Source organism: Flagellimonas sp. (genome assembly GCF_965233845.1).
Taxonomy (GTDB): domain Bacteria; phylum Bacteroidota; class Bacteroidia; order Flavobacteriales; family Flavobacteriaceae; genus Flagellimonas.
In genome coordinates this window covers 3,854,737-3,879,731 of the sequence record NZ_OZ247584.1, presented here as the reverse complement: position 1 = coordinate 3,879,731, position 24,995 = coordinate 3,854,737, and the positions used below count along the sequence as shown (strand labels likewise).

At 43.5% G+C, this 24,995-nt stretch carries 24 protein-coding genes and 1 tRNA gene; 9 read left to right on the top strand and 16 right to left on the bottom strand.

Annotated features, from left to right (window positions below; genetic code table 11):
* Nucleotides 1-12 precede the first annotated feature (12 nt).
* Entirely contained in the window at nucleotides 13-1,005 is a 993-nt protein-coding gene (gene dusB, locus ACO6S0_RS17315; protein ID WP_422349542.1) for a tRNA dihydrouridine synthase DusB, read from the top strand.
* Here the strand turns inward: dusB and ACO6S0_RS17310 are convergent.
* Both ACO6S0_RS17310 and rbfA read right to left on the bottom strand, forming a co-directional pair.
* Nucleotides 1,002-2,210 (bottom strand): ABC transporter permease, encoded by a 1,209-nt coding sequence (locus ACO6S0_RS17310; RefSeq protein ID WP_422349541.1) that lies wholly within the window; start codon nucleotides 2,208-2,210, stop codon nucleotides 1,002-1,004. The genes dusB and ACO6S0_RS17310 overlap by 4 nt on opposite strands.
* A gap of 2 nt (nucleotides 2,211-2,212) precedes the next feature.
* Complete coding sequence (rbfA, locus tag ACO6S0_RS17305; protein ID WP_420401368.1) at nucleotides 2,213-2,605, bottom strand: 30S ribosome-binding factor RbfA; 393 nt, start codon at nucleotides 2,603-2,605, stop codon at nucleotides 2,213-2,215.
* A gap of 103 nt (nucleotides 2,606-2,708) precedes the next feature.
* On the opposite strand from rbfA, the gene mce reads away from it, so the two are divergent.
* From mce to ACO6S0_RS17280, 5 genes are all read left to right on the top strand, one after another.
* The gene (gene mce, locus ACO6S0_RS17300) at nucleotides 2,709-3,116 is read left to right on the top strand and encodes a methylmalonyl-CoA epimerase (RefSeq protein WP_422349540.1); all 408 of its coding nucleotides are present in this window, start codon (nucleotides 2,709-2,711) and stop codon (nucleotides 3,114-3,116) included.
* A 58-nt stretch (nucleotides 3,117-3,174) separates the two neighbouring features.
* Nucleotides 3,175-3,248: transfer RNA gene (locus tag ACO6S0_RS17295), tRNA-Ile, on the top strand.
* Nucleotides 3,249-3,535: 287 nt separating this feature from the next.
* Complete coding sequence (locus tag ACO6S0_RS17290; RefSeq protein ID WP_422349539.1) at nucleotides 3,536-4,381, top strand: hypothetical protein; 846 nt, start codon at nucleotides 3,536-3,538, stop codon at nucleotides 4,379-4,381.
* A gap of 125 nt (nucleotides 4,382-4,506) precedes the next feature.
* Nucleotides 4,507-4,827, top strand: coding sequence for an STAS-like domain-containing protein (locus ACO6S0_RS17285; RefSeq protein ID WP_422349538.1), 321 nt, complete (start codon nucleotides 4,507-4,509; stop codon nucleotides 4,825-4,827).
* A 5-nt stretch (nucleotides 4,828-4,832) separates the two neighbouring features.
* Nucleotides 4,833-5,420: a hypothetical protein gene (locus ACO6S0_RS17280; protein WP_422349537.1), complete on the top strand. Its 588-nt coding sequence runs from the start codon at nucleotides 4,833-4,835 to the stop codon at nucleotides 5,418-5,420.
* A 272-nt stretch (nucleotides 5,421-5,692) separates the two neighbouring features.
* Here ACO6S0_RS17280 and ACO6S0_RS17275 read toward each other — a convergent pair whose 3' ends face one another.
* Together ACO6S0_RS17275 and ACO6S0_RS17270 are read right to left on the bottom strand one after the other, a co-directional pair.
* Nucleotides 5,693-6,571, bottom strand: a complete 879-nt coding sequence (locus tag ACO6S0_RS17275; RefSeq protein WP_422349536.1) for a DJ-1/PfpI family protein — start codon at nucleotides 6,569-6,571, stop codon at nucleotides 5,693-5,695.
* Between the two features lie 2 nt (nucleotides 6,572-6,573).
* The gene (locus ACO6S0_RS17270; protein WP_422349535.1) at nucleotides 6,574-8,973 is read right to left on the bottom strand and encodes a TonB-dependent receptor; all 2,400 of its coding nucleotides are present in this window, start codon (nucleotides 8,971-8,973) and stop codon (nucleotides 6,574-6,576) included.
* Nucleotides 8,974-9,033: 60 nt separating this feature from the next.
* On the opposite strand from ACO6S0_RS17270, the gene ACO6S0_RS17265 reads away from it, so the two are divergent.
* The gene (locus ACO6S0_RS17265; RefSeq protein WP_422349534.1) at nucleotides 9,034-9,411 is read left to right on the top strand and encodes a hypothetical protein; all 378 of its coding nucleotides are present in this window, start codon (nucleotides 9,034-9,036) and stop codon (nucleotides 9,409-9,411) included.
* A 164-nt stretch (nucleotides 9,412-9,575) separates the two neighbouring features.
* On the opposite strand, the gene ACO6S0_RS17260 is transcribed toward ACO6S0_RS17265, so the two are convergent.
* The 4 genes from ACO6S0_RS17260 to ACO6S0_RS17245 all read right to left on the bottom strand — a co-directional run bounded on the left by ACO6S0_RS17260 (nucleotide 9,576) and on the right by ACO6S0_RS17245 (nucleotide 14,794).
* Nucleotides 9,576-11,801 carry a TonB-dependent receptor gene (locus tag ACO6S0_RS17260; RefSeq protein ID WP_422349533.1) on the bottom strand — a complete coding sequence of 742 codons (2,226 nt, stop codon included), beginning with the start codon at nucleotides 11,799-11,801 and terminating at the stop codon, nucleotides 9,576-9,578.
* A 228-nt stretch (nucleotides 11,802-12,029) separates the two neighbouring features.
* Nucleotides 12,030-12,494: a hypothetical protein gene (locus ACO6S0_RS17255; protein ID WP_422349532.1), complete on the bottom strand. Its 465-nt coding sequence runs from the start codon at nucleotides 12,492-12,494 to the stop codon at nucleotides 12,030-12,032.
* 330 nt (nucleotides 12,495-12,824) lie between these two features.
* Entirely contained in the window at nucleotides 12,825-13,523 is a 699-nt protein-coding gene (locus tag ACO6S0_RS17250; protein WP_422349531.1) for a response regulator transcription factor, read from the bottom strand.
* Nucleotides 13,520-14,794, bottom strand: coding sequence for a sensor histidine kinase (locus tag ACO6S0_RS17245; protein ID WP_422349530.1), 1,275 nt, complete (start codon nucleotides 14,792-14,794; stop codon nucleotides 13,520-13,522). The genes ACO6S0_RS17250 and ACO6S0_RS17245 overlap by 4 nt, the downstream gene beginning before the upstream one ends.
* Before the next feature lie 230 nt (nucleotides 14,795-15,024).
* On the opposite strand from ACO6S0_RS17245, the gene ACO6S0_RS17240 reads away from it, so the two are divergent.
* Entirely contained in the window at nucleotides 15,025-15,924 is a 900-nt protein-coding gene (locus ACO6S0_RS17240; protein ID WP_422349529.1) for a hypothetical protein, read from the top strand.
* On the top strand, nucleotides 15,921-17,444 hold the full coding sequence (locus tag ACO6S0_RS17235) for a phosphatase PAP2 family protein (RefSeq protein WP_422349528.1): 1,524 nt from the start codon (nucleotides 15,921-15,923) through the stop codon (nucleotides 17,442-17,444). Before ACO6S0_RS17240 ends, ACO6S0_RS17235 begins: the two co-directional genes overlap by 4 nt.
* Nucleotides 17,445-17,781: 337 nt before the next feature.
* Here the strand turns inward: ACO6S0_RS17235 and ACO6S0_RS17230 are convergent, their stop codons facing one another.
* From ACO6S0_RS17230 to ACO6S0_RS17195, 8 genes are all read right to left on the bottom strand, one after another.
* Nucleotides 17,782-18,264 (bottom strand): DUF6730 family protein, encoded by a 483-nt coding sequence (locus tag ACO6S0_RS17230; RefSeq protein WP_422349527.1) that lies wholly within the window; start codon nucleotides 18,262-18,264, stop codon nucleotides 17,782-17,784.
* Nucleotides 18,265-18,275: 11 nt separating this feature from the next.
* The gene (locus ACO6S0_RS17225; RefSeq protein WP_422349526.1) at nucleotides 18,276-19,145 is read right to left on the bottom strand and encodes a relaxase/mobilization nuclease domain-containing protein; all 870 of its coding nucleotides are present in this window, start codon (nucleotides 19,143-19,145) and stop codon (nucleotides 18,276-18,278) included.
* Nucleotides 19,142-19,438 (bottom strand): mobilization protein MbpA, encoded by a 297-nt coding sequence (gene mbpA / locus ACO6S0_RS17220; RefSeq protein ID WP_369747965.1) that lies wholly within the window; start codon nucleotides 19,436-19,438, stop codon nucleotides 19,142-19,144. The genes ACO6S0_RS17225 and mbpA overlap by 4 nt, the downstream gene beginning before the upstream one ends.
* Nucleotides 19,435-20,388, bottom strand: a complete 954-nt coding sequence (locus ACO6S0_RS17215) for a toprim domain-containing protein (RefSeq protein WP_422349525.1) — start codon at nucleotides 20,386-20,388, stop codon at nucleotides 19,435-19,437. The genes mbpA and ACO6S0_RS17215 overlap by 4 nt, the downstream gene beginning before the upstream one ends.
* Before the next feature lie 208 nt (nucleotides 20,389-20,596).
* Entirely contained in the window at nucleotides 20,597-21,802 is a 1,206-nt protein-coding gene (locus ACO6S0_RS17210; RefSeq protein WP_422349524.1) for a primase-helicase family protein, read from the bottom strand.
* An 8-nt stretch (nucleotides 21,803-21,810) separates the two neighbouring features.
* On the bottom strand, nucleotides 21,811-22,113 hold the full coding sequence (locus ACO6S0_RS17205) for a helix-turn-helix domain-containing protein (protein WP_422349523.1): 303 nt from the start codon (nucleotides 22,111-22,113) through the stop codon (nucleotides 21,811-21,813).
* Between the two features lie 138 nt (nucleotides 22,114-22,251).
* Complete coding sequence (locus ACO6S0_RS17200) at nucleotides 22,252-23,424, bottom strand: hypothetical protein (RefSeq protein ID WP_422349522.1); 1,173 nt, start codon at nucleotides 23,422-23,424, stop codon at nucleotides 22,252-22,254.
* A 7-nt stretch (nucleotides 23,425-23,431) separates the two neighbouring features.
* Complete coding sequence (locus ACO6S0_RS17195; RefSeq protein WP_422349521.1) at nucleotides 23,432-24,682, bottom strand: tyrosine-type recombinase/integrase; 1,251 nt, start codon at nucleotides 24,680-24,682, stop codon at nucleotides 23,432-23,434.
* Between the last annotated feature and the right edge of the window lie 313 nt (nucleotides 24,683-24,995).

The window sequence follows — 24,995 nt, the reverse complement described above, 5'->3', positions numbered from 1 at the left end:
AAAAAGAAGGATTTGCCTAAGATTGGAAACATAGAACTCCCTGATTTCCCGTTGCTGCTTGCTCCTATGGAGGACGTTAGTGACCCCCCCTTTAGGGCCTTGTGCAAAGAACAAGGTGCGGATGTGGTCTACACAGAATTCATCTCCTCGGAAGGACTTATTAGGGATGCGGCCAAAAGTGTGATCAAGCTGGATATTTACGAAAAGGAACGGCCTGTGGGAATCCAGATATTTGGTGCTGAACTGGATTCCATGCTAAAGGCTGTTGATATTGTTGAAAAATCCAAGCCGGACATAATCGACATTAATTTTGGATGCCCCGTGAAGAAGGTGGTGTCCAAAAATGCTGGTGCCGGAATTCTTAAGGACATTCCGTTGATGGTAAAACTAACCGAGGAAATGGTAAAGCGGACCCATTTGCCTGTTACGGTTAAAACCCGATTGGGATGGGATTCGGATTCCATCAAGATTGTGGAAGTCGCGGAACGATTACAAGACGTGGGAATTCAGGCTATTGCCATTCACGGTCGAACCCGGGTGCAGATGTACAAGGGCGACGCCAATTGGGCCCCAATTGCAGAAGTAAAGAATAACTCCAGAATGCATATCCCAGTATTCGGAAATGGGGATGTGGACACTCCGGAGGCGGCCGTGAGAATGCGGGATGAATTTGGCTTGGACGGAGCCATGATTGGTAGGGCAAGCATTGGCAACCCATGGTTCTTTAAGGAGGTGAAGCACTACTTTAAGACAGGAACACATTTAGCACCGCCTACCATGGAAGAACGTGTGGAAGCTGCTCGAAGGCATCTACAAATGGCCATTGATTGGAAAGGTGAAAAGTTAGGGGTTTTTGAAACCCGAAGACATTATACCAATTACTTCAAAGGTATTCCCCACTTTAAGGAGTACCGCATGAAAATGGTGACCAGTGATGATTCCTCAGATGTTTTTGCCGCATTCGATGAGGTTTTGGAAAAATTCGTAGATTTTCAGTTTGTTTAGGAAGCAATCAAACGTTTGCTAATCCTACTACTGGCTATTTTGGAGGAAATAAACCCAAGCACTACAATGGTGCTTAGCACCACCACCACATTCATCAAATTATATTCCACAGGATAGGCAAGGGAAGGTGTAATCTTTAACCAACCGAATGCGAGTTGTGACCCGATCAAAAGTGACCCAATTAGCACCCCGATAAGTCCGCCCAATGTGGTAACCAGAAGACCTTGGGTAAAATAAATGGAGCGCAGCTCTTTAATGGTGGCGCCAAGGCTAAAAAGGGTTTTCGAGTTTTGTTGTTTGTCCAATATCATCATTATGATGGCCCCAACCACATTGAACAAAGCAATGATCAGGACCAGCGTAAAAATCAAATAGGTTGCAAGATTTTCGGTATTGAGCATGCGATAAAGCGTACTGTTCTGCTCCTGTCTATTGAGCACCAACACCTTATTGCCGAAAATGGTCTTGAGCTCACTTCGTACGTCTTCCAAGGGAAGTTGCCCGTCCAATTTAAAGTTGATTCCGGAGATTTGCGTGCTGTCCTTTTCCAAAAAAGACTGCACAAGGGGCAGCTGGGCAAACACATATTTTTTATCCAGATTTTCCTCAACCGCATACACACCGCTCACAACCAACGGCAATTCATTATAAGGCTTGGAGCTGAAGCTTTGTTGAGAAATAGAACCCTTTCCTGGTTTGGGCACCAAGGCGGTCAAAGGAGTTTGGTAATTATCCAAAGGAACGTTAAGTAGATTATAAATACCAATTCCCACCACACAATTGTATTCTGTAATTCCCCAATTACCAAAATACAGCGTGCTGTCCACGCCAGTCACAGATCTGTAATTTCCATCAATGCCTTTGATGTAGGCAAAATGGCTTTTGTCCCTAAACGTGAGATAGACCCGTTCCTCCAGTTCCTTGGAGTAGTTGGCCAGACCCTGTACTTGTTGTAGCTTGTTTTCTTCCTCTGGGTCAATGGAAAAGTGCTTTCCATAGGCGGGAAGTGCCTTAAGATCGGGATCAAATGTATTGGTAAAGGAAAGACTAAAGGTTTTTAGCCCAGCAAAAGCCGAAAGCACAATAAATAGAGCCGCAGACCCAATAACAATCACCAAAAAAGTGATGAAATTGATAATGTTTACCGCATTTTGACTGCTTTTTGACCGTAAATAGCGCTTTGCGATATAAAATGGAAAGTTCAAAATCAGGATTTCTTTCGTTTGGCAAGCAAGTCCCTGTTCTCAATGGGGTTTTCTTCTCCCTTTAATGACTTTTCAATTTGATCGATGTATTCCAAGGAATCATCATGATAGAAACTAAGTTCCGGAACACGGCGCAATTGATTTTTGGTCCGCTGTGCCAACTCGTGCTTGATCAGGGGCTGATTGGACTTGACCCCATCCAACAATTCGTTGGCCTTATCATTGGGGAATATACTGAGGTAGACCTTGGCAATGGAAAGATCCGTGGTCACGTAGACCTTGGAAACCGAAATCAATGTTCCTTTTAAACCACCATCTGTTGCGGCCCGTTGAAGGATATCCGCAATATCCTTTTGAATGATCCCCGCAATTTTCTTCTGCCGCTGTGTTTCCATACTGCAAAATAACGGAATAAATGACGAACCTCATGATATCATAAGAAGACAGTGCTTAATTTTGGAGAGAAATACCTGCAAACGATTCAAAAAAGCAAGAAATATGGATAAAATAGAACATATTGGGATAGCCGTTAAAAATATTGGGGAGTCAAACAAATTGTTTGCAAAACTGTTGGGCGTTGAACCTTATAAGATGGAAGAAGTTGCTTCGGAAGGGGTAAGGACTTCCTTTTTTCAATCGGGACCCAATAAAGTGGAACTGTTGGAAGCCACTACCTTGGACAGTCCCATTGCTAAATTTTTGGATAGGAAAGGCGAAGGTATTCACCATATAGCCTTTGCCGTGGAAGACATTGAATCGGAACTAAAACGGTTAAAGAAAGAAGGTTTTAAAATATTGAACGAAACACCCAAAAAAGGGGCCGACAACAAGCTGGTTGCGTTTTTGCACCCCAAGGGAACCAATGGAGTTTTGGTAGAACTTTGTCAGGAGATAAAGGAAGAGTAGCGGTTTAAAACCTTGCGACGAAGAAAAATAAGTAGTAATATTGCATCCGCAATTTGCGGGTCCTATAGCTCAGTTGGTTAGAGCACCTGACTCATAATCAGGGGGTCCCTGGTTCGAGCCCAGGTGGGACCACGTAAAATCCTTCTAAGTCATTGATTTAGAAGGATTTGTTTTTTTAAAGGGGGCACAAAAGGGGGCATAAAATTCGATGTTAAGAAATAGCCCAGGGTATTGGCCACATAACTTTGAGGGTTTAAACTGTTCTCCGGGAGATTCACTAGATGTTCAAGACCTTTATTCATACCAGAACCGCCCACATATAGTTTTCCGAAAATTTTCCTAAATAAAGTTAAAATCTGGAAATCGATTATCTTTGCCCACCAGATTAAATGGTTATTAACCTCAAAGGTTTGACCGTTATGACAGAAACAGATTTAAGGTTTAAACTTAGAGGTTCCATTTCAACCACCCATTATGGGCATCAGAAACTGATTGCTTTATTTAATCAGTGTAGGGAATACTTTGATACTTCAATTACAGTATGCTTTCGGGATTTAACTTGGATTGATGCAAATATGGCTGCACTACTCCAAGCAATTGTCCGTAAGTTGGAAAAAGAAAATAATTTGGAATTGGTTGCCGATCTAGACGAATCCACGCAGCAATTTCGAGTACTTTTTGGAAATGGGCTATTTGAATCAGATGTATCACATTTATTGAATACCGGTACCTCAATACGTCTCAAGGAATTTTATACTAAGGATAATGATGATTTTGTAAAATACATCGAGAATGATTTCATCGATTTTCCGAATTTATCTTTGAATGAGGCATCCAAAGAGACTATTATCCAATCCTTAATCGAGGTTTTCACCAATTACGAAATCCACGCTAAGGCGGATTATCCCATATTTTTATGCGGTCAATATTACCCTACGAAGCGAATATTGAAATTTACCATTGTCGATCTCGGTATCGGGTTCCTTAAACCCATCCAGGCTCAAGTAGAGGTAATCGACACTTATGCAAAGGCAATAGACTGGGCTCTAGTCGAAGGAAACACCACCAAAACTGATGCCCCTGGCGGCTTGGGCCTCTGTGAACTACGCTCCAGTATGGAAGAAAATAATGGCAGTCTTGAAATTGTTTCAGGCAACGCTTATAAAGCATGTGGATTCAAAAATGGTATAAAAATTGATACTTGTAAAACAATGAACGCGTTTCACATAGGAACCACCATTAATTTGGTTTTCTATGGTGTTTGAAATACTTTTGCGCCCAAATTTGGCGTTATGATGGTGGAACATGGTTCCTGAAGGTGCAAAATTTTTACTACCTTTAAAATGAATCATCGTAAGACAAACAACAATCAACCGACTAAATCGCAGCTATGAAATTGGTCATTTCCGAGGTTATCAAACAGTCAAATGCTATCAGTCATTCCGATGGGCTGAAGCTGTATGACTATGTTCTTTTGAACCTCAAGGGAAAGGCTTATATCCTTTCTTTTGATGGTATCAACAGGGTTTCCACTGCTTTTTTAAACGCCAGCATTGGTAAGCTTTTTATTGATGGATTGTTCCAAGAAGATTTTATTGACAAGGCGGAAACAAAAGATATTATTCTGAAAAAAATTGACAGTGTTCTTGCCAATGCAAAAAATCCGGATGTCTACAATCAGGCGGTAAACGATGCCCATGAGCTCTGTTAACTGTTATGGATTATGATATCAAAAGAATAGACAAGACTACTCCCATCAAGGGAGTATTTTTTTTTGATACCATGATATGGTTGGATATTTTAGCCCCCAAGTTCTCTAAGGATAATAATAGGAAGAACAAGTACATCTCGTTCTTTGATAAAGTTAATAGCTCTCCCTCTGCGAAGATTGCGGTGAGCGCCCTTTCCATTTCAGAGGTAACCAACACCTATTTCAAAACCGTTGCCTTACGGATGTACGAGAAAGAGGAAAATACCAAGGTGCTGCCCAATGAGTTCAAAACGAAATATCGCCCCACCGAACATTTCAAGAACCAGTACCAGATTGTTTGTGATGAAATTGAAGCCAGGGCAGACTCTCTAGAGTTCTCAAACTATACGCTAAAAGAGGCAGATTTGACTGAGGCCGTCAACTATCCGAAATTGGATTTCAACGATTATTGTTACTATAAGATGTGTCAAGAAAATAGCTTTACGCTGGTGACTGATGATGGAGATTTCTTTGTAAAGAATGTACCCTTATTGACACTGAACAAAAGATTGATGGACAAATATCATGAGGAACTTGTTAAAGGTAAATTGTAAGTAATTTTTCACTACTCTTCAATTTTTATAATAAGGAGGCTTCTTAATTGCAGCTTTGTAAATTCTAACCGGAGAGTCTTCCACCAGAAAATTATATCATAAGTATCCCATTAAAGGTCAATTAACAGCACTACTAAAAAAGACCAAATATGGGACATACACCTTTAGCACATATTCAATTCAGAATTTTGTCCTTTAAATCGGCCCTTTTAAGAGCCTTCGAGTTGAGGCAAAAGATTTAAAGCCCGCTCCGCAGAACGGGCTTATCTAGTTCATTCCTTGTCTTTATATGGCTTCAAACCTTCATCGAACATCTTCTCCATCATTACGCTCACTACTCTGTCCGCTTTATCTGGATGACCACTTTCAAAGGGTGGTTGCGGGTCATATTCCAGGTTCAATGCAATGAATTCTGCATAGTTTCTTCCCAGAATCTGGTCGACCAGTGCAAGGCTCATATCAATCCCCGCTGATACCCCAGCGCTTGTCCAATATTTACCGTCATTAGTGTACCTCTTTTTTACAAATGTGGCCCCATATTTAGCCAAGTTTTCCTCAGCCCGATACCAGTGGGTGGTAGCCTCTTTACCATCCAAAACTCCGGCAGCTCCTAGAATCCAAGCTCCCGTGCAAACACTCACTGTGTACTTGCTCTTCTTGTCTATCTTACGAATCCAGGCCAACAACTCTTCATCCTTCGTAGCTTGGTAAGTCTCCACGAAACCTCCCGGTATAACGAGCATATCCAATTGTTCAATATCGTCGATGCCATAATCAACTTCAATTTTCACCTTATCGCTACTGGTTATGGTCCCTCTTTTTCGGCCAATAAGTCTTTTTTCGGTGGGGTACATGCTGTTGAGTACTGACAATGGCCCCATCGCATCCATTGTAAAGAAGCCATCATATAATAAAATTCCAATGGTCTGGATGGTATCTTTTGGGGCTTCGTACAAAACCATCATCGATTCATCATGGCTCATCCCATCCAACTCTTTATCAGAATAGGGAGTGCCGTCAGGTTTTAGATTTCTCTCAGCTTTAACGACTTCTTCCTCTTCTTGAACTTCCTTTACAACTTGTTTTTCTGTTCTCTCATTTTTACAGGCCAACAGGACCAATATAATTGCTATTGATAGTATTCTTTTCATGATTAAAATTTATAAGTTAGTGACGCTCCAAAGGTCAATGGTGCAGTTGTACGCACATTTCGGCTTCCAAAGCTGGTATCCGGATTTCCAAAGGCCAGATAGGTCTCATCGGTTAGGTTCTGTCCCCAAACTGCTAAAATAAAATCCCTGTAATCAAGACTTACCCTTGCATTTAGAAGGCTATATGATGGCTGCTCCAAGGTGTTTTGGATATCCGTGAAATAGCTTCCGATACTTCTCAATTCCAACCTAAATGTGCTTTGAAGTTCATCAGTTAGGCTGGTTCCATATTGTGCACCAAGAAAAAGGGTGTATTCTGGAGTATTGGCCAATGAATTACCACTGATGTCCGTTCTGATTTCCTCTCCGGTAGTGAAATCCTGACGTACCAGTTCAAAATCTTTGTATTCAGTGTCCGTGTATCCAAAACTAGCGTCCAGTTGCAGGCCCTTTACAGGTATTGCCGTGGCTTCCAGTTCAAGCCCCATAGATCTTGCATCCCCGACATTTTCGCGTGCAAAGCTAAACGGTGCCACTAGATTGAAGAATTGGATATCCGTCCAATCTATCCAAAACAAGGAAGCTCCTAACCTGAAACGGTTATCGGTGGTGTTCAATTTGTACCCCACTTCATAATTGTTGGAAAATTCCGGGTCAAAAGTCTGGTCAATGCCATCTGGAAGTCTTTGGGCATTGATGCCACCCGCTCTAAATCCCCGGGTATAACTACCATAAAGGTTCATGGTTGAATTTGGTGAAAAGGAAAGCGCGGCTTTTGGTGATACCGCTGAATAGTCGCCCTCCTCCGTGTTATCAGAATTGGTCTCTATCAATTCGCCATTCAAAAAATTCAAGTCTCCAAAACCATTGAATGTGGCTTTTCGTTTTTCATAATCATAACGTAGTCCACCTGTGAATTCAAGTTGCTGGGTCAAGTCCAAAGAGAATTCACCAAAGGCAGCAATACCACTGTTGTTTCCCTCATTCCTAAAAATGATATTTGAACCTCTCGGAAAACCAAAGGCATCTGCCTCTGCATCGGTCAGTTCCTGGGCCAAATTGGTGGAAGGTTCAAAGGCATTTTGTATAAACCCAAACAACCCGGCAGTGTACTGCCATTTTGAATCCAAAGTATTGGAATTCAATCGCAGTTCTTGGCTCCAGACTTCTTGTGGGGGCAATTTCTCCCCGATTTCATTATCCACAAAGGAATGGAAGAACCCAGGGAAGTCCACATCCTCAAAAGCAAGGGAAATATTCTGGTACGTTGTTACTGAAGTATAGGTATGTTTATCGGTAAAATACTTTCCGACCAAGGCGGTGTTCACAATATTTCGCTCATGGCTAGCCAATCGGCTCAGGTAAATACGGTCGGGCGTTTCAAAAGCAATTTCTTCATTGGGCTGCGATACAAAGAAACCTGAGGCATCCGACCTGTCCTGCTGTCCCTTTACGTTGAGGGCTAGACTGAACTTTGGTGAGGCCATCCATTTTAAACTCAGGTTACCATATAGGTTTTGGAAATCCCCGACCGTTTCACCGTTCAAGGACGCATCTGGCACAAAAGCCAATGAGTCATCATTCTCCCAATATCCGTCCCTTTTCTGAAACAGGCTTGAAAAACCAAAAAACAATCTGTCCTTTACCAATGGCGTTCGCAGGGCCAGTGCATGTCGCTGGAGGCTCAGATTTCCGAAACCTGCCTCGACAAACCCCTCGGTCCTGTTGGTAGGTTGTTTGGTGATAATATTAATGACCCCTCCCATGGCATTTCTGCCGAAGAGGGTGCCTTGCGGACCCCTTAGCACTTCAATCCGCTCAATGTCCGTGAGTGCAAACCCATTGGCAAGTATGTCCAATTGGTTGACATCATCAACATAAGTTGCCACCGCAGGATTTTCACTGAATACCTGTATACCACGAATGGTCTGGATGGCCTGAAAAGCAACCCCGGATTCTTGATATAGATAATTGGGCACTATGGCGGTCAGTCCTCCCAAGTCCCAAGTTCTTGTATTCTCTACGGTTCTACTGTCCAATGAGCTTATCGCAATGGCCGTGGTCAGCAAAGTTTCCTCACGTTTACGTCCAAATACGGTGACATCGCCCAACTTTTCGTTAGTGCTGGACAAGGTAATGTTCAAATCCCATCGGCCACCTATTTGTACGTTCTCCGCAGCGTATCCCAAAGTCGTTATACGAAGTATGGCATCCGTCGATGGAAGATCCAATTCAAATTCCCCATTGTCATCGGTTGCGGTTCCAATGGAAGAATTCAATATGGCAATATTGGCAAACGCGATGGGTTCGCCCTTTTCGTTGGTCACCCTACCCTGTATGCTGTTTTGTGCATGTGCCACAAAACCCAAACAGAACAGGACAACCATCATTATGTATTTCATTATGATGATTTAAAATTTATGTATTGTGTGATAAGATGACTTCCAGAATTGAAAGGTCAAATGAACGGTAAAAGTTTAGCAGATACGCCTGGGGGGATGGAAGATATTTTGACCATTGACCAACTTGTAGAGATTGGTATAACCAAAGTCATATCCATGTTCTCTTTGGGGAATTACTTTTTTCCTAGAACAGTAAAGTTCAACAAATCCAATAGGGTATTCCTCCATCGCAATCTTCGGGAGATTTTCTTTTTTACCATCCTGCTGTTCTTCCAGCATTTGCATCAAGTAGCATTTGCCCCCACATTGGAGTTCAGGTTTTTCTTGATTGATACAGAGGAATTCAGAAATATAATCTTGGTTGATGATATAGTCCATCACTGGAACAATTGGACGGACCATTGCCATCAGGTACAGAAAAACCAACAAAAGGGCTGACGTTTTCACAACACAAATATAAGGCGGTCAAACCCCTGAAGTGTAAAATTGAACTGAATTTTTAAATCAGTATGAAATTATATGCTGTCTAAGAAAACGAACGATTTTTAAATCTGTCAGGGTCTCGACCCTGACAGATTGCTTAAAGTTTATCAAGAATATGTTCAGAAGCGCACAGTGACACTTCCCCTAAGGTAAAAGGGCACACCAGGGGTAAAGTGGATTTCTTCCACCGCCTCCGTTTCATCGAACAACCGACTCTCTGTGGCGAACTGGGTCTCGTTCCATGCCGTATCGAAGAGATTTTCAACGACAAGCCCCAAAGTCCAGTTGCCCAGATTGTAATTCAGGTTGGCATCGGTCACAAAATAGCCCTCCGCGACAATGGAATTGTCTTCATTGGCTGGCCGGTCATCGATATACCGATAATTGATTCCCCCAGAAAGACCGTTTTCACAGTCGATAACAAGGCCACCGACAGTCGTAAGGTCGGGGGCCAAGGGAATAAAATCCTGACCATCCCCCGCTTCGGTACTGCGCGCATGGGTATAGTTGGCATCCGCATACAGGTACAGCCAGTCGGTGGCCTGATATCGGGCCCCCACCTCTACTCCCAATCGCCGGGTCTTGCCACTGGGTTCCACAATGCCGGCATCGCCAACATAGACAAACTCTTGGTCCAAAAAGAGCGTCCACAAGGTGGCATTGAGCACCAAACGGTCCACTGGTTTCACTATGGTGCCCAGATCCACCCCATAGGCCGCGGGAAGGATTTCCTCCCCATTGTTCGCCACCACGACCCGCGCATCATTGGAATGAAAGCCAATGCCCGTCTTTAAAAAAAACTGGGTGTTCGCCGTGGGACTGTAGATGGTGTTGAACTTGGGGCTGAAGGCGACTTTCTCCTCACTTTGGTTGTCGTACAGCTCGCTCAGTCTGTTCACATAGTCAAACTTGAAATAATCCAGCCGCAGCACGGGATTGAAGCTAAAATCCCCCGATTTGAAATCAGCGCCCAAAAAACCATGGGTGTTGACCTGGTCTACATCGCCAAAGGCCAAGCGCTCCAAGGTCGTCTGGCGGTTCAGGGTGCGCGAGAGTTGGTTGTCATCCACGTTGTCATAACGAAACCCGATGCCCGCCTCATAACTGAAGTCCAGATTGCCCACACGGGCCCGTTCATCTTTGAATACCGTTCGGGCACCCAAGAGCAGCCTATCCTCAAACTGGCGGATCTGGTCCCCGTTCTCGGGGTCTTCCAAAAAGAAGGTGAAGTTTGAAAACAGCTCAAAATCATAATGCGAAAGAAAAGCATCGGTTTCCAAAACTTGCCCCACATTCAACTGTTTGCTGTGGTTCACAACAACATTGGTGCGGCTGGTCTGCCCACCCTCGGTATCATCGATGGCCCCAAAACGACCGATGATGCCCTGGTCCACCGCCCGCTGGGGTATTTGCCCCGATGCATCCCATTTGCTCTGGAAGTGCGATGCGGTCAAAGACAGCTCCTGCTCGCCGGGAAGGCTAAAAAGGTAACGTCCCAAAAGATTGAGCCTATTGAAGTTCTGGGGCGATACGAACGGGCCATCGGTCAAATAGAGTTCCGATGCCAAATAGGCCGAGCTGTTTTGTTGCTCAAAGAGGTCGAACATCCCCACAAAACGGCGGGTGCCGAACTGGCCCAATTCAGCGGAGACCATACTACCGTCGATACGCTTTTTGAGCCTCAAATCGACAAATCCCGCGGTATTGAAATCCCCCTGATCGGCATAATAGGGCCCCTTACCAAAATTGATGTTCTCCAAGGTCTCCGGGATGACGAAATGGAGGTCCGCATAACCCTGGCCGTGGGCATGCGAGACCATGTTCACCGGCATACCATCGACACTGATGGCCACATCGGTGCCATGGTCCACATCGAAGCCGCGCAGGAAGATTTGTTCCGCCTTGCCGCCTCCCGCATGTTGCCCGATGATTAGCCCGGGGACCTTCCGCAAGATTTCCTGTGACGATTTCACAGGGTTTGCCTGCACGTCGATATCGACGATTTTGCTCAACGCATCCACTTTGGAGACCAAGACCACTTGGTCCAACGAAATGGAGGCCTGTGGCAATGTGACCGTAATTGGGCTTTCCAAGGCTGAAGGGATGACCACAAGTGTTTGCGTGGCATGGCCCAAGCGCGAAAATTGGACCGTATCGTTGACATTGGTCCGTGATAGGATAAAACTTCCGGTGCCATCGGTATGGCCGTGCCGCCCACTGGTCTTGTTGAAGATACCTGCATCTTCCAAGGGGGCACCCTCCGTATCGACCACTTTTCCCATAAGGGTCTGGGCAAAAGTGTGCTGTATGGCCAGACAGGCCAATACTATTATAAAATATTTCATCTGTTTGTTTTTAGTGTTTTTTTACAGGCCAGACCTGCCCGTCCGGCAGGCGGGTGTAATGCGTCAATAACCATTCCGTCAGATATCAAGAATGGTTATGACTCATTTCATTGCCGTTTTTTAATAAAATGATGCTTCCTCAATAATTGGAAAGCATGATATTTTGGGTAGACAAAAAACTCATCCAATCCCCATAGCGAGGATAATTATAGCATGTCCACTGTTGGCTCAACAGTGTTGGGGAGGTGGAGTGGGGATTTTTTCCTTGCGATCAGGAACAATAGGTATGATGTATATAGTCTGACGAAATAAACGATTGCAAAAAAAGTGCGGTGATGTACAGTCTTGGGAAATCAGGTGTTTGTCAATCCTTTTCTTGAAAGGCCTTTCCTGAGTACCTTCGTTTGTGTCAGAATGGTCCAAAAACTGTTTGAACCAGGATATTAGCCTATGGGAATGTGGGTCTTCATGGTCATGGCTTGTTTGCGGCATCCCATAATCCAAGAACACATGATGATGTTCCTTGGCATTTTGATGATAATGGGTGCTGTGCGCTGACATCCAATGCGAAATACCGTGCATCAATCTCAATACCGGTATTTGCAAGGCCCCCAACAGATAACAGAGGCAAATCAGGGAACAACAAATCCTTACGAACGCATCAAGAAAGTTGGCCTGTAGTTTCTTCGGCATTGGATGTTGGCATTGCACGATTTTATTTACGAAGTTTCCAATACAATGGTTTTACCATAGCTTTTGAACCTAAAGGGAATTGATTCTTAAATCCTTTTTTATTGAAGAAGATGATTTTTGGGAAATTGGAAAATGACGGATGTGATTGTGTTATTGACTATAGGATATGGACATGTTGGAGTTTCAGAAATTTAACATTTTAAAAGACTTACTCCATTTTCGAAAAGTTCAAAAATTCTATCCCATTAACTCGCCATTTTAAGGATATGTCATCTATGTTTGATTTTTCGTTGATTGTATAATTATTGAAGATAATGCTAGTGTTTTGCATCAATTTTCTATTCGAAGAACAAAGCCCCTGCGGTGTACGTTTTCGATTTGAACCTTGGAATCTTTGCCCAGATGATGCCGCAATCGTGATATGAACACGCTCAAGCTTTTTTTGTTGAAATAATCATTTTTGTCCCAGACAATTGTCAAGATTTCCTTGTGGGTGCACAATTGGTTGCGGTTCTGATAAAGATAGATCAGCAGTTCGTACTCTTTTCCGGTCAGTGTGATAATCTCTTTTTCAAAATGCAATTCTTGGTTTTTGGTATCCAAGGTGTACGCTCCAATGTTGTAGATAGGATGCAGAGGTGCCGAACCCTTCGCTTGAACCAGACGTGAAAGCAATGTCTCGATACGCACCACCAGTTCTTCCTCATCAATGGGCTTTTTAAGATAATCTACCGCTCCAGCGACAAATCCCTTTAATACGTCCACTTTAAGAGATTTGGCGGTCAGGAACAAAAATGGAAGTTCGGGCACAACGTTTTTTAGGTTTCGCGCTAGTTCAAAACCGTCGGTGTCGGGAAGCATCACGTCCAGAATGGCCAAATCAAAAGTATAAGCATCAAGGATGGTTAATGCCTCCGTACCATTTTTGGCCCAAACGACCTCAAAGTCCTTCATCTCCAGATATTCCGACAACAGATACCCCAAGTTGGGGTCATCTTCCACCAATAAAAGTTTGTTCCTTTTCTTCATTTTTTGAGCATTGGAAGTATGATGGTAAAAACCGAGCCTTTTCCCGGTTCGCTTGAAAGCGTTATCCTGCCGCGGTGCAGACGCACTATTTTTTTCACATAGGGCAGGCCAAGGCCATATCCCTTTATTCTGTGCAGTCCGCCCTGGGAGCCCCTCTGGTATTTTCGAAAGATACGCTTTCTATCGCGCTTCGCGATGCCTTGCCCATTGTCGGAAATCGAGATGTGCAACAGGTCTTTGTAGGTCTCAGCACGCAACTCTACCATGGGCCGTTCGGAATATTTCACGGCATTTTCGAGCAAATTGCCAATGGCATTTTTCAAGTGGAAGATATCGGCCTTTATATGATAGGGGCCTTTTTGCATTTGAAATGAAAAATCAACTTCGCCGTATTCACCGAGAATTTTGAATTCGTGGCAGATTCTTTCAAGGTGGGGCCTGAAGTCCATTTCTTCAAAGACCATGATGTTCTTTCCAGATTCCAAACTGGCCAGTTCGAGTACCTTTTCAATATGGTTCTTCAATCGGTCGGTTTCCTGTCTGATCATGTTGACCACGGGTTGTCTTTCTTTGGCCACTTCCCCCTCCAATATCTTTGTGGCCAAACCGATGGAAAAAACCGGGGTCTTGAGCTCGTGGGTAAGATTGTTGATGAACTCGTTGGTGGTGGTGATCAAACGGGTTTGTCCGTAGAATGAATGCAGCACCCATAACACGGTTGCAATAATGGCTATCAAAAATACGAAGCTTGGTATGGTCAATCCGTTCAACTGTTTTAAAAAATACCTGTTGATGTCCTCAAACCCAAGCTCTAGCACCAAGTCGTCATCCAATAGTTCGGCCAGGTATCCTTCCATCACGATGGGGAATTTCCGTATATCCCTGCTTTGCCAATCCAATGAATCGGAAGACAAATATTCCCTGTTCAACGTTCTTGAATACAGGCGGTACGAAAATTGAGCATCGATTCCCGACTGCGCCAGTTGATACGCGATATAGTCCTTTAAATAGAATCGGGAAGCACTTTCAAGGCTATCCACGCTAATCTTGAGGTTCGAACCATCTTGGGTTATCATCTTTCCCAAAGTATAGGTAAGGGAATTGCGTGCGGACAGCTCTTTGGCAATCCCGTTACGGGTATCAACGATTTTTTTGGAGAATTGAGATTGGGCCAAGCCCAGTCCGATTTTGAGATATTGGTACTGTACAATGGCCAAGCCTATCGCCGAGACGGCGAAAATGAGCCCAAAGAATTTCTTTTTCTGAAACACAGGGTCAATGTAAACAAAAAATACGCCCTGTTAATCTATGCTTAGCCTTATTAAACTTTTATTGGCATTATTTGATTTTCGTTTGACGTTGGGCATACATCGTGCCAATATCTTTGCCTATGAGTTTAGTTAATTTTCAAGATTCCCGATATACTGCTGAATTTGAATTGCAGTTACCAAGGGCCGATTACCCATAATCGGCCCTTTTGGGATAAAAACCGACCAAGAACATGGGCAAAGACCGAATCCGACCGTATTTGAAATTTCTCTTTATGTTCATAGGCATGCATACTGTCGCTGGACAGGGGCTTGTCGATGGGTTTATGCGTGGTAAGGGAAACGTGACCATAGCGCTGGGGTACACTTTTGAATCTTATGACACTTATTTTGTGGGTGACCGTAAGACCCAAAATGAAAATTTGGGGACAATTAGGACCAATTCACTGGGCTTTTTTGCTGCTGGGGGAATCACCGATTACCTTGACCTTATCGTTTCGCTACCATATATAGAGGCGCGGGCGACCCAAGGGTTCTGGTCGGACCAAAGCGATGTTCAAGACCTGAGTTTGTTTCTGCGGGGCCGCCTTTTGAATATTGACATATCAGGGAAAGATGATTTTTCGTTGTTGGGCACCGTTGGTTTCATCACTCCCTTAAGTGATTACATTGCCGATGCGCCCGTTTCCATAGGCAGTCAATCGACTCAGTGGGAAGGCCGCCTTTTGGCTCACTATCGTCTTATAAATGGTGTTTTCGTTACCGGACAGGTGGGGTATGCCAACAGGGGCAATGTGACCGTCGATAGGGGCTTCGAGACCAGTGTGCCCGATGCGTGGGACTATGTTATGAGGGCGGGCGGCACCATCGGAAAGCTATACGGCGATATTTGGTTACAACACCAAAATTCACGGAGTGGCACCGACATCGGCCCAGGGGTACCCTTTCCCAGCAATGAAATCGATTTTACCCGGCTCGGGTTTACCCTATACCATCCGATTCCCAAGCTTGAGAACTTTGGCTTGGCCGTTTCGACCGGATTTACGTTGTCCGGAAAGAACATCGGCAGATCGAACCGAATCAGTTTGGCCTTGGTGTACAATTTCCAATTGTTGAAAACCCTAGAAGAATGAACCATAAAAAAATACCGATCCTTGGGCCCATAGTGGCCATCATCTGTTTTTCTATCCTTTTCCTCTCCTGTGAGGAAGACATTCCTGAATTGTCGGAACTTACCGTTCCCGATGCCGTCTCCTTGGATGCCGATGCGGGGGATTGGGCCTATGTACTCGAATCGGACTACCTGAACGACCTTTCCCTTGCCGGACCCGCTACGGTCGATTCCGATGCCTATCAAGGCGAGTTGGAGGAGTTGGCAGCCGCAACAGCGAGAAGGACGGCCGATCAGGAAATCAAGGTGCGATATTGGGGCGCTGGTGGCGTACTTCGTTGGAACCGTATCCTTCGGGATTTGGTGGCCAAATACAATATTGCGCCACCACCCGGGGTCGTTCAAGACCCAAAGAAGCCTGTGGCCAACCCGCCATTTGCCGCAAGGGCCTATGCGATGCTCAGCGTTGCGCAACATGATGCGCTCATTGCCACATGGAAGCTTAAATATACCGTAAACCGTCCTGCCCCGTCGATAATCGATGACAGGATAAATACAGTTTTTCCAACTACCGATTTGCCCTCCTACCCCTCGGAAAATGCCGTTATTGCCTCCACTTCACTAACTGTTTTGAAGTCACTGTTCCCGCTGGAATCCGATTTTTTGGATGCGCTGGCCGAAGAACAAGTCAACACGGTTCGATGGGGCGGAACGGGCACCCAAAGTGATATCGCCGATGGATGGTCATTGGGAACTTTCGTGGCCAGTAAAATTCTGGAAAGGGCGCGTACAGACCGTATGGATGCGGCAGGAGATCTCCAGGAAACGTATAAGGCCTTTTTCGATATCAATCCATCGACCATCCCTGTCGCATGGGTAAGTTTGGCAAATCCCGAGGTATTTCCGATACTTCCTATGTATGGCAGGGTAAAGACTTGGCATGATTCCACGGCCGTCTTTTCGCATTTGCCACCACCGCCCCCAGATGTGGGCTCCGAGGCTTTTGAAGCAGATATTGCCTATGTCAAGAGCATCTCGTTGGACCGATCACGGGAACAATGGCGCATCTCCAGTTTTTGGGAAGACGGCGGCGGCACCTATACCCCGCCGGGACATTGGAACGCCATCGCCGAAGACCTGTTGGTCGATGCCCAATGGAGCGAGGTACGGACCGCACGGGCATTTTCGATAATGAACCGGGCCGTAATGGACAGTGGCATTCTTTGTTGGTTTGCCAAGTACAAATATTACTTTCCCAGGCCGTCACAGATCGATCCCGAAATCAAGACTTCAGCAGGCATTCCGAATTTTCCGTCCTATACCTCGGGGCATTCCTCATTTTCGTCGACGGCTGGCACTGTACTTGGATATTTGTTCCCAGACCAACGGGAAGAGATGCAACGCCAGTATATCGAGGCGGGTGATTCGAGGGTGTACGGTGGCATCCATTATGAATTTGACAATGTGGAAGGGAGGGTGTCCGGGGTAGCCATCGGCGAACTTGCCATTTCCTTGGCCCGTCAAGATGGTGCGGACGAATGATTTTCCGATATAAGAAAGCTTTCTTTGAGTGAGCAGTTTTTTGAATAGCGCGGAAAAGAAAAGCGAACTAAGCTGATATAGTAGTGAACAAATGTCATCATCTTCTCGAAGAAATAATTGGCTTCTTTAGTTTGAGTCGGTCGGAAGGGTTCAATGGATTGCACACGCTTTTTTAACCATAATTTTCTCAAAAGGTTTCATAAAACGAACGATTTTCAGGACATAGTGATTTTCATACTTGTCCCAAATCATACCTTAACTTCTGCGCATGGATCCTGTTTCGATTTTATAGCGTTCCGGTAGATAAGCGAAAAGTAAAATCGAAATAGGGCGCAGCCTACTTTTTGGCCTGAATGGAATCTGTCTCTTTCCCTTTCAACCGCCATGACTCATAGGATTCCAATAGTCCCGGATTTTCGTCAAAAAAGCCCCTCAATGTTGTGATTACCTCTTGCCGTCCGGACTCAAAGGACTTTTCGCGTATTGCATCCAACCGTGAGACCTTTATTCCCAGATAACAAATGGTAACAAGGGAAATCGTCCAGACCGCTATCGTCAGCCAGAACAACGTTCTTGGGATTACCTTGGCGTTTATAACCGCTTTCTTGATAGCGATGGTGTTCCCTTCAATGGATTCCAGTTCCCACTTTAGCTTTGTCAGATGCCTCTCGAGCAGTTTTTGTATGTTATCCGTGGAGGCCTCAATCTTTATGTTATCGACGTTTTCCGTAAGCTGTTTAAGCCTATCGATGGATTTGTTGAACCCATCGAGCTCATCGGTCAATAATTCCATCACCTCGTCCAGTTTTTTGTATCCCATAATTATTTCTATTAATATCCCATTCCACTATCCATTGCCCGTTTTGCGGCCTGTTCCAATGTTTTTCTTATCAATTTTAGTGAGGCATTTGATACCAGCCCCGCTGCCTTGCCAGCCATGGCCAATCCCTTGGCAGATTCCAACTGTTTGTTGAGCGCCATACCGTGTGAAAGTTGTTTGGTCAAGTTTCCGCCCGACATCGAGCGGTGCACTTCGCTTCCCTTGAAATTGTGCCCCTTGTGCTCGAAACGAAATCCCTGCAGCTTTCCGGCCTTATTGATGCTTGGGATGACCTGAACCTTTCTTTCCCCCATGGCTTTCATGTAATCAAACAAGGTTTTTGGCCGTTCCTTGTCCACGACCTGGTCATGGATGCGCTTGATGCCTTGGCGGACATTCAAGGTTTCCATCTCCTTTTCAATCTGTACCATTTTTACCGTGGTAAGTCCCTTTTCTATGGCGACCCGTTCGGCCATCTGTTGGCTACGCTTTCCGATAAAACTGTCCTTGTAGGCCTTGCCATCAAAACCTATACGGTTTGCGTAAAGGTGTACATGCGTATGGGCCTTGTCACGGTGCACAAATGCGATGGCCTGCCTGTCCTGAAGTTGCATCTTCTCAATAAAGCTTTTGGTCAGTTCCCCCAACTCTTTGTTCGAAAGGTCCTTCCCGTCCTCTTTGGTTGGGCTGAGCACAAAGCTCAGGGTGTTCTTTTGGCAACGTGAGTTCATCTCCTGCACCAACTTGAATTCCTCGGTCACCTGTTTGGCCGTTTCCCCGGCCAGGTTCTGGCTGTGGACCACCTCGGCCCCCTTTTTCTGGTTCCAGCCATATCCCATGGACTGGCCCGTGTGCGCTATGGATTTTCCCTTGCCGATCATTTCCCAAAATTGTAAAGGTGCTTCCGTATCTCCTCGGCCAATAGTTCCACTTCCTTTGCTAATAGCGGATTCCTATTCCTGAACATATTTCCTATTCGGGTAAAGTTGTTCTTGTACTGAATTAATGTCCTATAGCATTCCAATTGTTCTTCCGTTAATCGCTCGATAACGCTGTTCCCAAAGGCGGAGCTCCGGCAGTATTCCGATAGGGAAATGCCCGCCCTTTTTGCCCTTTTTTTCAGCAGTTTCTTCTCGTAGATGGAGCAGCGGAATTTGATGTAGTCTCTTTTCATCCCTTTTTTTCTTTGCAACCATCGGGAGCAAAGCAAGATTGTTTTTGTGGCAACAAAAACACATCTTGAATTCCCTGCCCAAAACCATTATTGGTTTTTCCCATCAACCATTCGTTCATATCCTTAAAACCATCATATAGATGGGAATTGTCCTTGATGTTATGCGACTGTTTCAATAATAATTCTGTCTTCTTCTTTCCTGTTCCATCATTGTCCAGAAAGAGGTTGATTTGGTCATAATCCTTCAAGTAAGCCAAAGCCTTTTCAACAAGTGCCGTGGAGTTCAATATCAAAATGTCACAGGTGTTTTGAATAGTTGGCATGAGTTCCAAAAGGGAAAGTATGTCGAACATCCCCTCTGTGACAATCAGTTTCTTATGGCCGCTCTGGAAAATAGATATGGCCTTTGGAGATGTTGAGTTTTTCCAGTACTTGTTCCGCAGTTCCCAACCCCCGGCAACATTCTCCAGTCCAATGGCAAAATAGGTCTTGCCCTTGGTTCGATAGTGTACCTCCTTGCAGAGTTTTTGGGCCGTTTCCAATGAAATATGTCTAGATTTCAGGTATTGTCTCAATGCGATATGATTGATTTTAGTGGTTCTGATAATCTTTAATTTGCTTGCACCGCTCTCCGGGAGCTTTATGGATGGCTGCTGGTGAAAAGAAAAAGAGGGATTCTGTGTGGAAAGCAGCTTCAGTGCCTCGCTTACCGTGCAATTGTTTAACTGGCAGACGAAATCGATGGTGTTTCCCCCGATGCCCTCCCCATGGTCGTACCAGCGGTTGATTTTTTTGTTGACCTTAAAAGAGGCTTGTGTCTCTGACCGGAACGGACTCAGATACCAAGCTTCTTTCTCCGTTTCCCGGACTGGAAAGTGCCCGGCCCTGGCCAGCGTAGTGATCAGGCAAAGGGTACGGGCTCTTTCGCAGTCCATTCTTTCTTTTTTCATGAGCGTTTGTGTTTGTTTAGAATTTTGATGATTTGATGACAAATTCTTGTCAGCCATTGTTTTCATTGGTCTTAAAGGGGTCATCATTTATTCATCGTCTCATCGTTCTTGGTTTAGCACTCCTTTTTTCTGTCATCATTTTTATTTTTGATGAAAGAGTGATGACAAAGTGATGACGGCCGTAACGTTTGTCATCATTGACCTTAACTCATTCCATCATCGTTTCATCAAAATTTTGGTTCAGAAATTTCTTCGTGATTGTAAAGTACCTACCCTTGGCATCCTGCATATTGATTTCCCCATTGTTCCAGATAACAATCCGTTGATAGCTGTTGGAGTTTTTTTGGTTTTCGAGTTTCCAGTCTTTTTTCAGCAACCGCCGTAATTGGGTCATGTCGGTTTTTACCCTCGTTTTGCTTAACAGATTTAGGGCATCCATCGGACAGATGTCGATTGATTCCAGTTCAAACTTGTCCATGGCACTCAGTAGGATACTGGCCAGTTCCTTTTCGACACGGTTACGATTATGTTGTACCAAAAGCTTCAGTGCGGTGGTGTGCAACTGTTTTGGGGTGAACCACATTCGGGTAGCCTGCTCCGAATAGAGTTTCCGAGTATTCAAGAAATGAAGGAAGGCTGGAATCTCAAGGACTAAACGTTCCAGAAAGTCGGTTTCTTCTTTCTTGAGCGGAAATATCTTTCGAACCCAGAACCGTGTTTCGTTCCCGTCAATTTTTATGAAGTTATACTCATTGTTGCTGCAGAGGATAAACTTACCAAAGAACTCGACTTCACGCTTGTCCTTACCTTTTGCTTCCAACATACTCCGGTTTGTGGTGCTCAGGTACTTGATACGTTCGGTTAACTCCTCTTTATTGAACAGGACTTCATCAATACAGATGAGCAATCTGTTTGCCCAATCCGAGTTGAACTGACTGCCAAAACTATCATTGGTTAGGTAGGTCAGATTATTTCCGAATATTTCTTTCAACCATTTCAGGAAGGAGCTTTTACCGGTGCTTCTTTCTTTGGATACTAAGCACAAGATTGGTAATATCTGGGTTGGCCTGGTGTAGAGCAATTGAAGATAATCTAGGCCAAGCTCTATTTGCTTTCCGAAAATGTGTTCCAGAAATTTCTTGGTGGTGCCTATTTGTCCCTCTGAAGGGGAATGTTCCAAAGGGGAATAGATATTGTAGAATCCATGATGTTCTTTTTTGAAGTCGATATGGTTGGGGATGCAAGCAAAGCCATCATATTTAGGGACTGTACTCAAAAAATCTTTTCCATGATCTTGTTTAATGGTGTGCTCGTTCCACGAGACCAATTGCTCATTGAAATGCCCAGAAATGGAGGGGCTTTTGACCAACTTGTAATAGGTAGTGCCGACCCGTATGTATGGAACTTTTGGCATATTACGGGTTATTTTGAGGTGGGTCTTCTTAAATGTGGATTCCTCTTAGCATATTCTAACAATTCCCTTTTTGAGTAAAAGGGGGAATCTCCGATTTGGTAATATGGAATTTTATTCTGCTTTTTCCATTTAATCAAGCATTGCTCTGATTTACCTAGAAATTGCGCTGCCTCTTTTTGTGTTAAGCGGTCCTCCTCTGATAGAAGCGGTGATTCATGTATTAATGAAGTCTTTTGAAGTCTTTTTATGACCAGTTCAATGGTGTTTTCTAAATCCTTCTTTGTGAAGCCGTATAGTATAGGGTTTGACATAGTATAGCATTTTGTGTGAAACATTGTTTTTCACTGCTAAACTAGATTCATGCGTATTTCAAATTCTATTACCAACGATAGTTGGTAACGGAGAAACTATGTTTGTCTTAGGCCAAAAGACTAAGCCAGAAATATTCTTTAAGAAGTTGGTAAGTATTTATCAATTATTGAGTTTACTTTTCTGATGGTATCTTGGTACAAATCCTTTTTGTAGGCAAATCCTTCTGAAAAATTTCGGCGGATAGTCTCAGAGGATAGCAGACAATTGTCAATAAAAATTTCAACAATGTCTGCCATCTTCAAATCCGAATTGACCTTTTTATCATTTATGATGACATTCCGCTCCTGTAAGTAGCGAAGCAAGGCAATAAATTCCTTGATTTCATCCTTGGTCAAATCCATTGTGTAGGGCCTAAAAATGTTTTGACAATTATATTTTGAGTTATCATAGCTCTTGAACCCCGAAAAATATGCTGAAAAGCGAACCGCTTTAAAATTATTTAAGCTCTCTCTCCCATACCCATCTAAGATTAGTGCAAATTGTTTTTGGGTAATCATTGGGTTTAAGATCATCCGATATTTAAGATTAACCTCTTTAACGGTTTTGTTTACATCAAGAATGTCTTCCTTTAAACCCTTGGCATCAAGTTGAATCCCGTTGTTCACAATGTTTATGTTCTTGACTATTGCTTGCTTGATACCAGCGATATTGTTAAGAATGGATGATTCTGTTGCATACTTGGAGGTAATAAAAAAAGCTCGTTCGAATGAAGTTCGGTAATTGAGGTAATCACGAATCCATCCAGACTTTTTAAATCTTTGGGAAACCTCACTTTTAAATCGATGATAGTCTAGTTCTGATACCAGAGATTTCTTAAAAGAATCAGAGTTCAGTTCGTCTAAAAGTATACGTTGCCATTTTGGACTGTTCTCAAATTGTTTGACAAACTTCTCCAGATTTAAGTCTTTGGAGATGATTGATTCCAAAACATATTGGTAAAACAGTTTCTTTTCTTTCTCTCTGAATAGTTTGAAGGTAGCAGTATAAAAGTTGGAGTATTTGACAGCGTTGAACGTCTGAGAGAGTTTATTCAGTCCTCTGATGTAATATCTGCAAATCAGAACAAAGGCCACAGAAAAAATGATGGCGACCCCCTTTTCTAAGTTCATTTCATTTGAGATTACTTTATCAAAGTTGGTAATTACCATGTGCAGGAAAATGGCTGTCCCAATAGCAGGGAAGAAAAGCAACAATGTATGCTTGTTATGGAAAACCGATTTAAAAATAAAGTAGTTGTAGTAGAGTTTCATAATCTGACTATTTTAATACGGCATCCATTTTGTTCCAGGTGTTATCCATTTCCCTTTGCTTAAAACTTTCCGAAACATCGACATAGCGTTTGAATGACCGTTCATCGCTATGGTTGGATATTTCCTTGATGACCGCTTCTTTCATTCCAAGCATAAGACTTACTGTAATGAAGGTTTTTCTGGCAGTGTGGCTCGTAATTAGTTTGTATTTGGGATAGGTCTTGTCAATGCGCTTCTGACCAATATATCGGGTAATCGTAGTTGGCGAGTTAATTTTAGCCCTACTGCAACAAGTCTTGATGTGTTCGTTTAATTTTTGATTGGAGAATAAGGGTAATGGTTCGTAAATCGTGTCCCTATATCGCTGCAAAATCTCTTGGCTATATTTATTCAAAGGAATGGTTTGGTCCATTTTGCGGGTTTTGACGATATTGATTTTAATATGGTCTTCGTAAATATTTGAAGGCTGCAATTGTTTAATATCGCTGTATCGAAGGCCCGTAAAACAACCAAAGCAATAGAAATCTCGAACTCGGCTGAGCTTTTTTGAGTGAAACTCAAAATTATAGAGGCGCATGAGTTCCTCCATGGTGAGATAAATAACCTCTATTTTATCTTCTGTGCGCTTGAACTTCTTGTATTCAAGATTTTGGTGGTACCCTCTCTCAAAGGACCAGTTCATGAATGTTTTCAAAATGGCGATGAGTTTACCAAAATAGTTGTTTAGAGTATCTCTTTCTTCGAAACAATAGTCACGGAATTTCTCGTAGAATTCCATATTGATGGTATCAAAATGGAGTGAGTAGGAGGAGAAGGTTTGAAATTGACGCAAAAAACCTTTGACGGTTTTGTATTTCTTAATGGTCCCTAAGGCCTTTGTTGTTCGACTAGTCTCAATGAATTCGGAAAAACTTTCGAAAAATTGTGGAGCAAGTGCGTTTTCTCCGAAAGTCTTGTCAGCTATTTTTTGTTCGAAAAGTGCTTTTGAGGGAGTAATACGGTTTAAATGGAAATATCTGAAAATGGTATGGACTCTATCGGCGAACTCATCGAGTTGCTGGTTGTATTCGATATGATTGTTGTATGGCTCAACTTTGGTGTTTGGCTTTATTCTTTCTTTTTTCCAATGTTTGGGAAGTACCTTAACACCATTAATATTTTTACGCACACGATTACCGTTGAAAGTGATAATTGCACGAACGGGTGAACTACCGTCTTTGTTTTTCTTGTCCTGTCGTATAACAAAGGTTAATTGCATTTAACGCTGTTTAGCTCTATTTGTATTCATTTCGATAAAACTATGTGAAAAGGGGGGCAAAATGGGGGGCAAATTGTATCAAAAAAAATGATAAACACTGTTACCCAATATTCGCGTAAACCCTTATATGCTCTAAGTTAAGCAATTATACTACACTAAATACAACTAACAGAAAAAAAGGGTTCAGGTGGGACCACTTATAATGTCAATAAAGCCCTGTAAACAAAATGTTTATGGGGCTTTTTGTTTTTGCAGGGGATAAATAAAGGGAAGACTTACAGCTTAAACCTTCCAATCTGTTCCCTACCAAGTT

Excerpts from the sequence above, each read along its gene's own strand:
- rbfA (WP_420401368.1), bottom strand. The coding sequence starts at position 2,605 with ATGGAAACACAGCGGCAGAAGAAAATTGCGGGGATCATTCAAAAGGAT.
- mce (WP_422349540.1), top strand. The coding sequence starts at position 2,709 with ATGGATAAAATAGAACATATTGGGATAGCCGTTAAAAATATTGGGGAG.
- ACO6S0_RS17290 (WP_422349539.1), top strand. The coding sequence starts at position 3,536 with ATGACAGAAACAGATTTAAGGTTTAAACTTAGAGGTTCCATTTCAACC.
- ACO6S0_RS17285 (WP_422349538.1), top strand. The coding sequence starts at position 4,507 with ATGAAATTGGTCATTTCCGAGGTTATCAAACAGTCAAATGCTATCAGT.
- ACO6S0_RS17280 (WP_422349537.1), top strand. The coding sequence starts at position 4,833 with ATGGATTATGATATCAAAAGAATAGACAAGACTACTCCCATCAAGGGA.
- ACO6S0_RS17275 (WP_422349536.1), bottom strand. The coding sequence starts at position 6,571 with ATGAAAAGAATACTATCAATAGCAATTATATTGGTCCTGTTGGCCTGT.
- ACO6S0_RS17270 (WP_422349535.1), bottom strand. The coding sequence starts at position 8,973 with ATGAAATACATAATGATGGTTGTCCTGTTCTGTTTGGGTTTTGTGGCA.
- ACO6S0_RS17265 (WP_422349534.1), top strand. The coding sequence starts at position 9,034 with ATGAACGGTAAAAGTTTAGCAGATACGCCTGGGGGGATGGAAGATATT.
- ACO6S0_RS17260 (WP_422349533.1), bottom strand. The coding sequence starts at position 11,801 with ATGAAATATTTTATAATAGTATTGGCCTGTCTGGCCATACAGCACACT.
- ACO6S0_RS17255 (WP_422349532.1), bottom strand. The coding sequence starts at position 12,494 with ATGCCGAAGAAACTACAGGCCAACTTTCTTGATGCGTTCGTAAGGATT.
- ACO6S0_RS17250 (WP_422349531.1), bottom strand. The coding sequence starts at position 13,523 with ATGAAGAAAAGGAACAAACTTTTATTGGTGGAAGATGACCCCAACTTG.
- ACO6S0_RS17240 (WP_422349529.1), top strand. The coding sequence starts at position 15,025 with ATGGGCAAAGACCGAATCCGACCGTATTTGAAATTTCTCTTTATGTTC.
- ACO6S0_RS17235 (WP_422349528.1), top strand. The coding sequence starts at position 15,921 with ATGAACCATAAAAAAATACCGATCCTTGGGCCCATAGTGGCCATCATC.
- ACO6S0_RS17230 (WP_422349527.1), bottom strand. The coding sequence starts at position 18,264 with ATGGGATACAAAAAACTGGACGAGGTGATGGAATTATTGACCGATGAG.
- ACO6S0_RS17225 (WP_422349526.1), bottom strand. The coding sequence starts at position 19,145 with ATGATCGGCAAGGGAAAATCCATAGCGCACACGGGCCAGTCCATGGGA.
- mbpA (WP_369747965.1), bottom strand. The coding sequence starts at position 19,438 with ATGAAAAGAGACTACATCAAATTCCGCTGCTCCATCTACGAGAAGAAA.
- ACO6S0_RS17215 (WP_422349525.1), bottom strand. The coding sequence starts at position 20,388 with ATGAAAAAAGAAAGAATGGACTGCGAAAGAGCCCGTACCCTTTGCCTG.
- ACO6S0_RS17210 (WP_422349524.1), bottom strand. The coding sequence starts at position 21,802 with ATGCCAAAAGTTCCATACATACGGGTCGGCACTACCTATTACAAGTTG.
- ACO6S0_RS17205 (WP_422349523.1), bottom strand. The coding sequence starts at position 22,113 with ATGTCAAACCCTATACTATACGGCTTCACAAAGAAGGATTTAGAAAAC.
- ACO6S0_RS17200 (WP_422349522.1), bottom strand. The coding sequence starts at position 23,424 with ATGAAACTCTACTACAACTACTTTATTTTTAAATCGGTTTTCCATAAC.
- ACO6S0_RS17195 (WP_422349521.1), bottom strand. The coding sequence starts at position 24,682 with ATGCAATTAACCTTTGTTATACGACAGGACAAGAAAAACAAAGACGGT.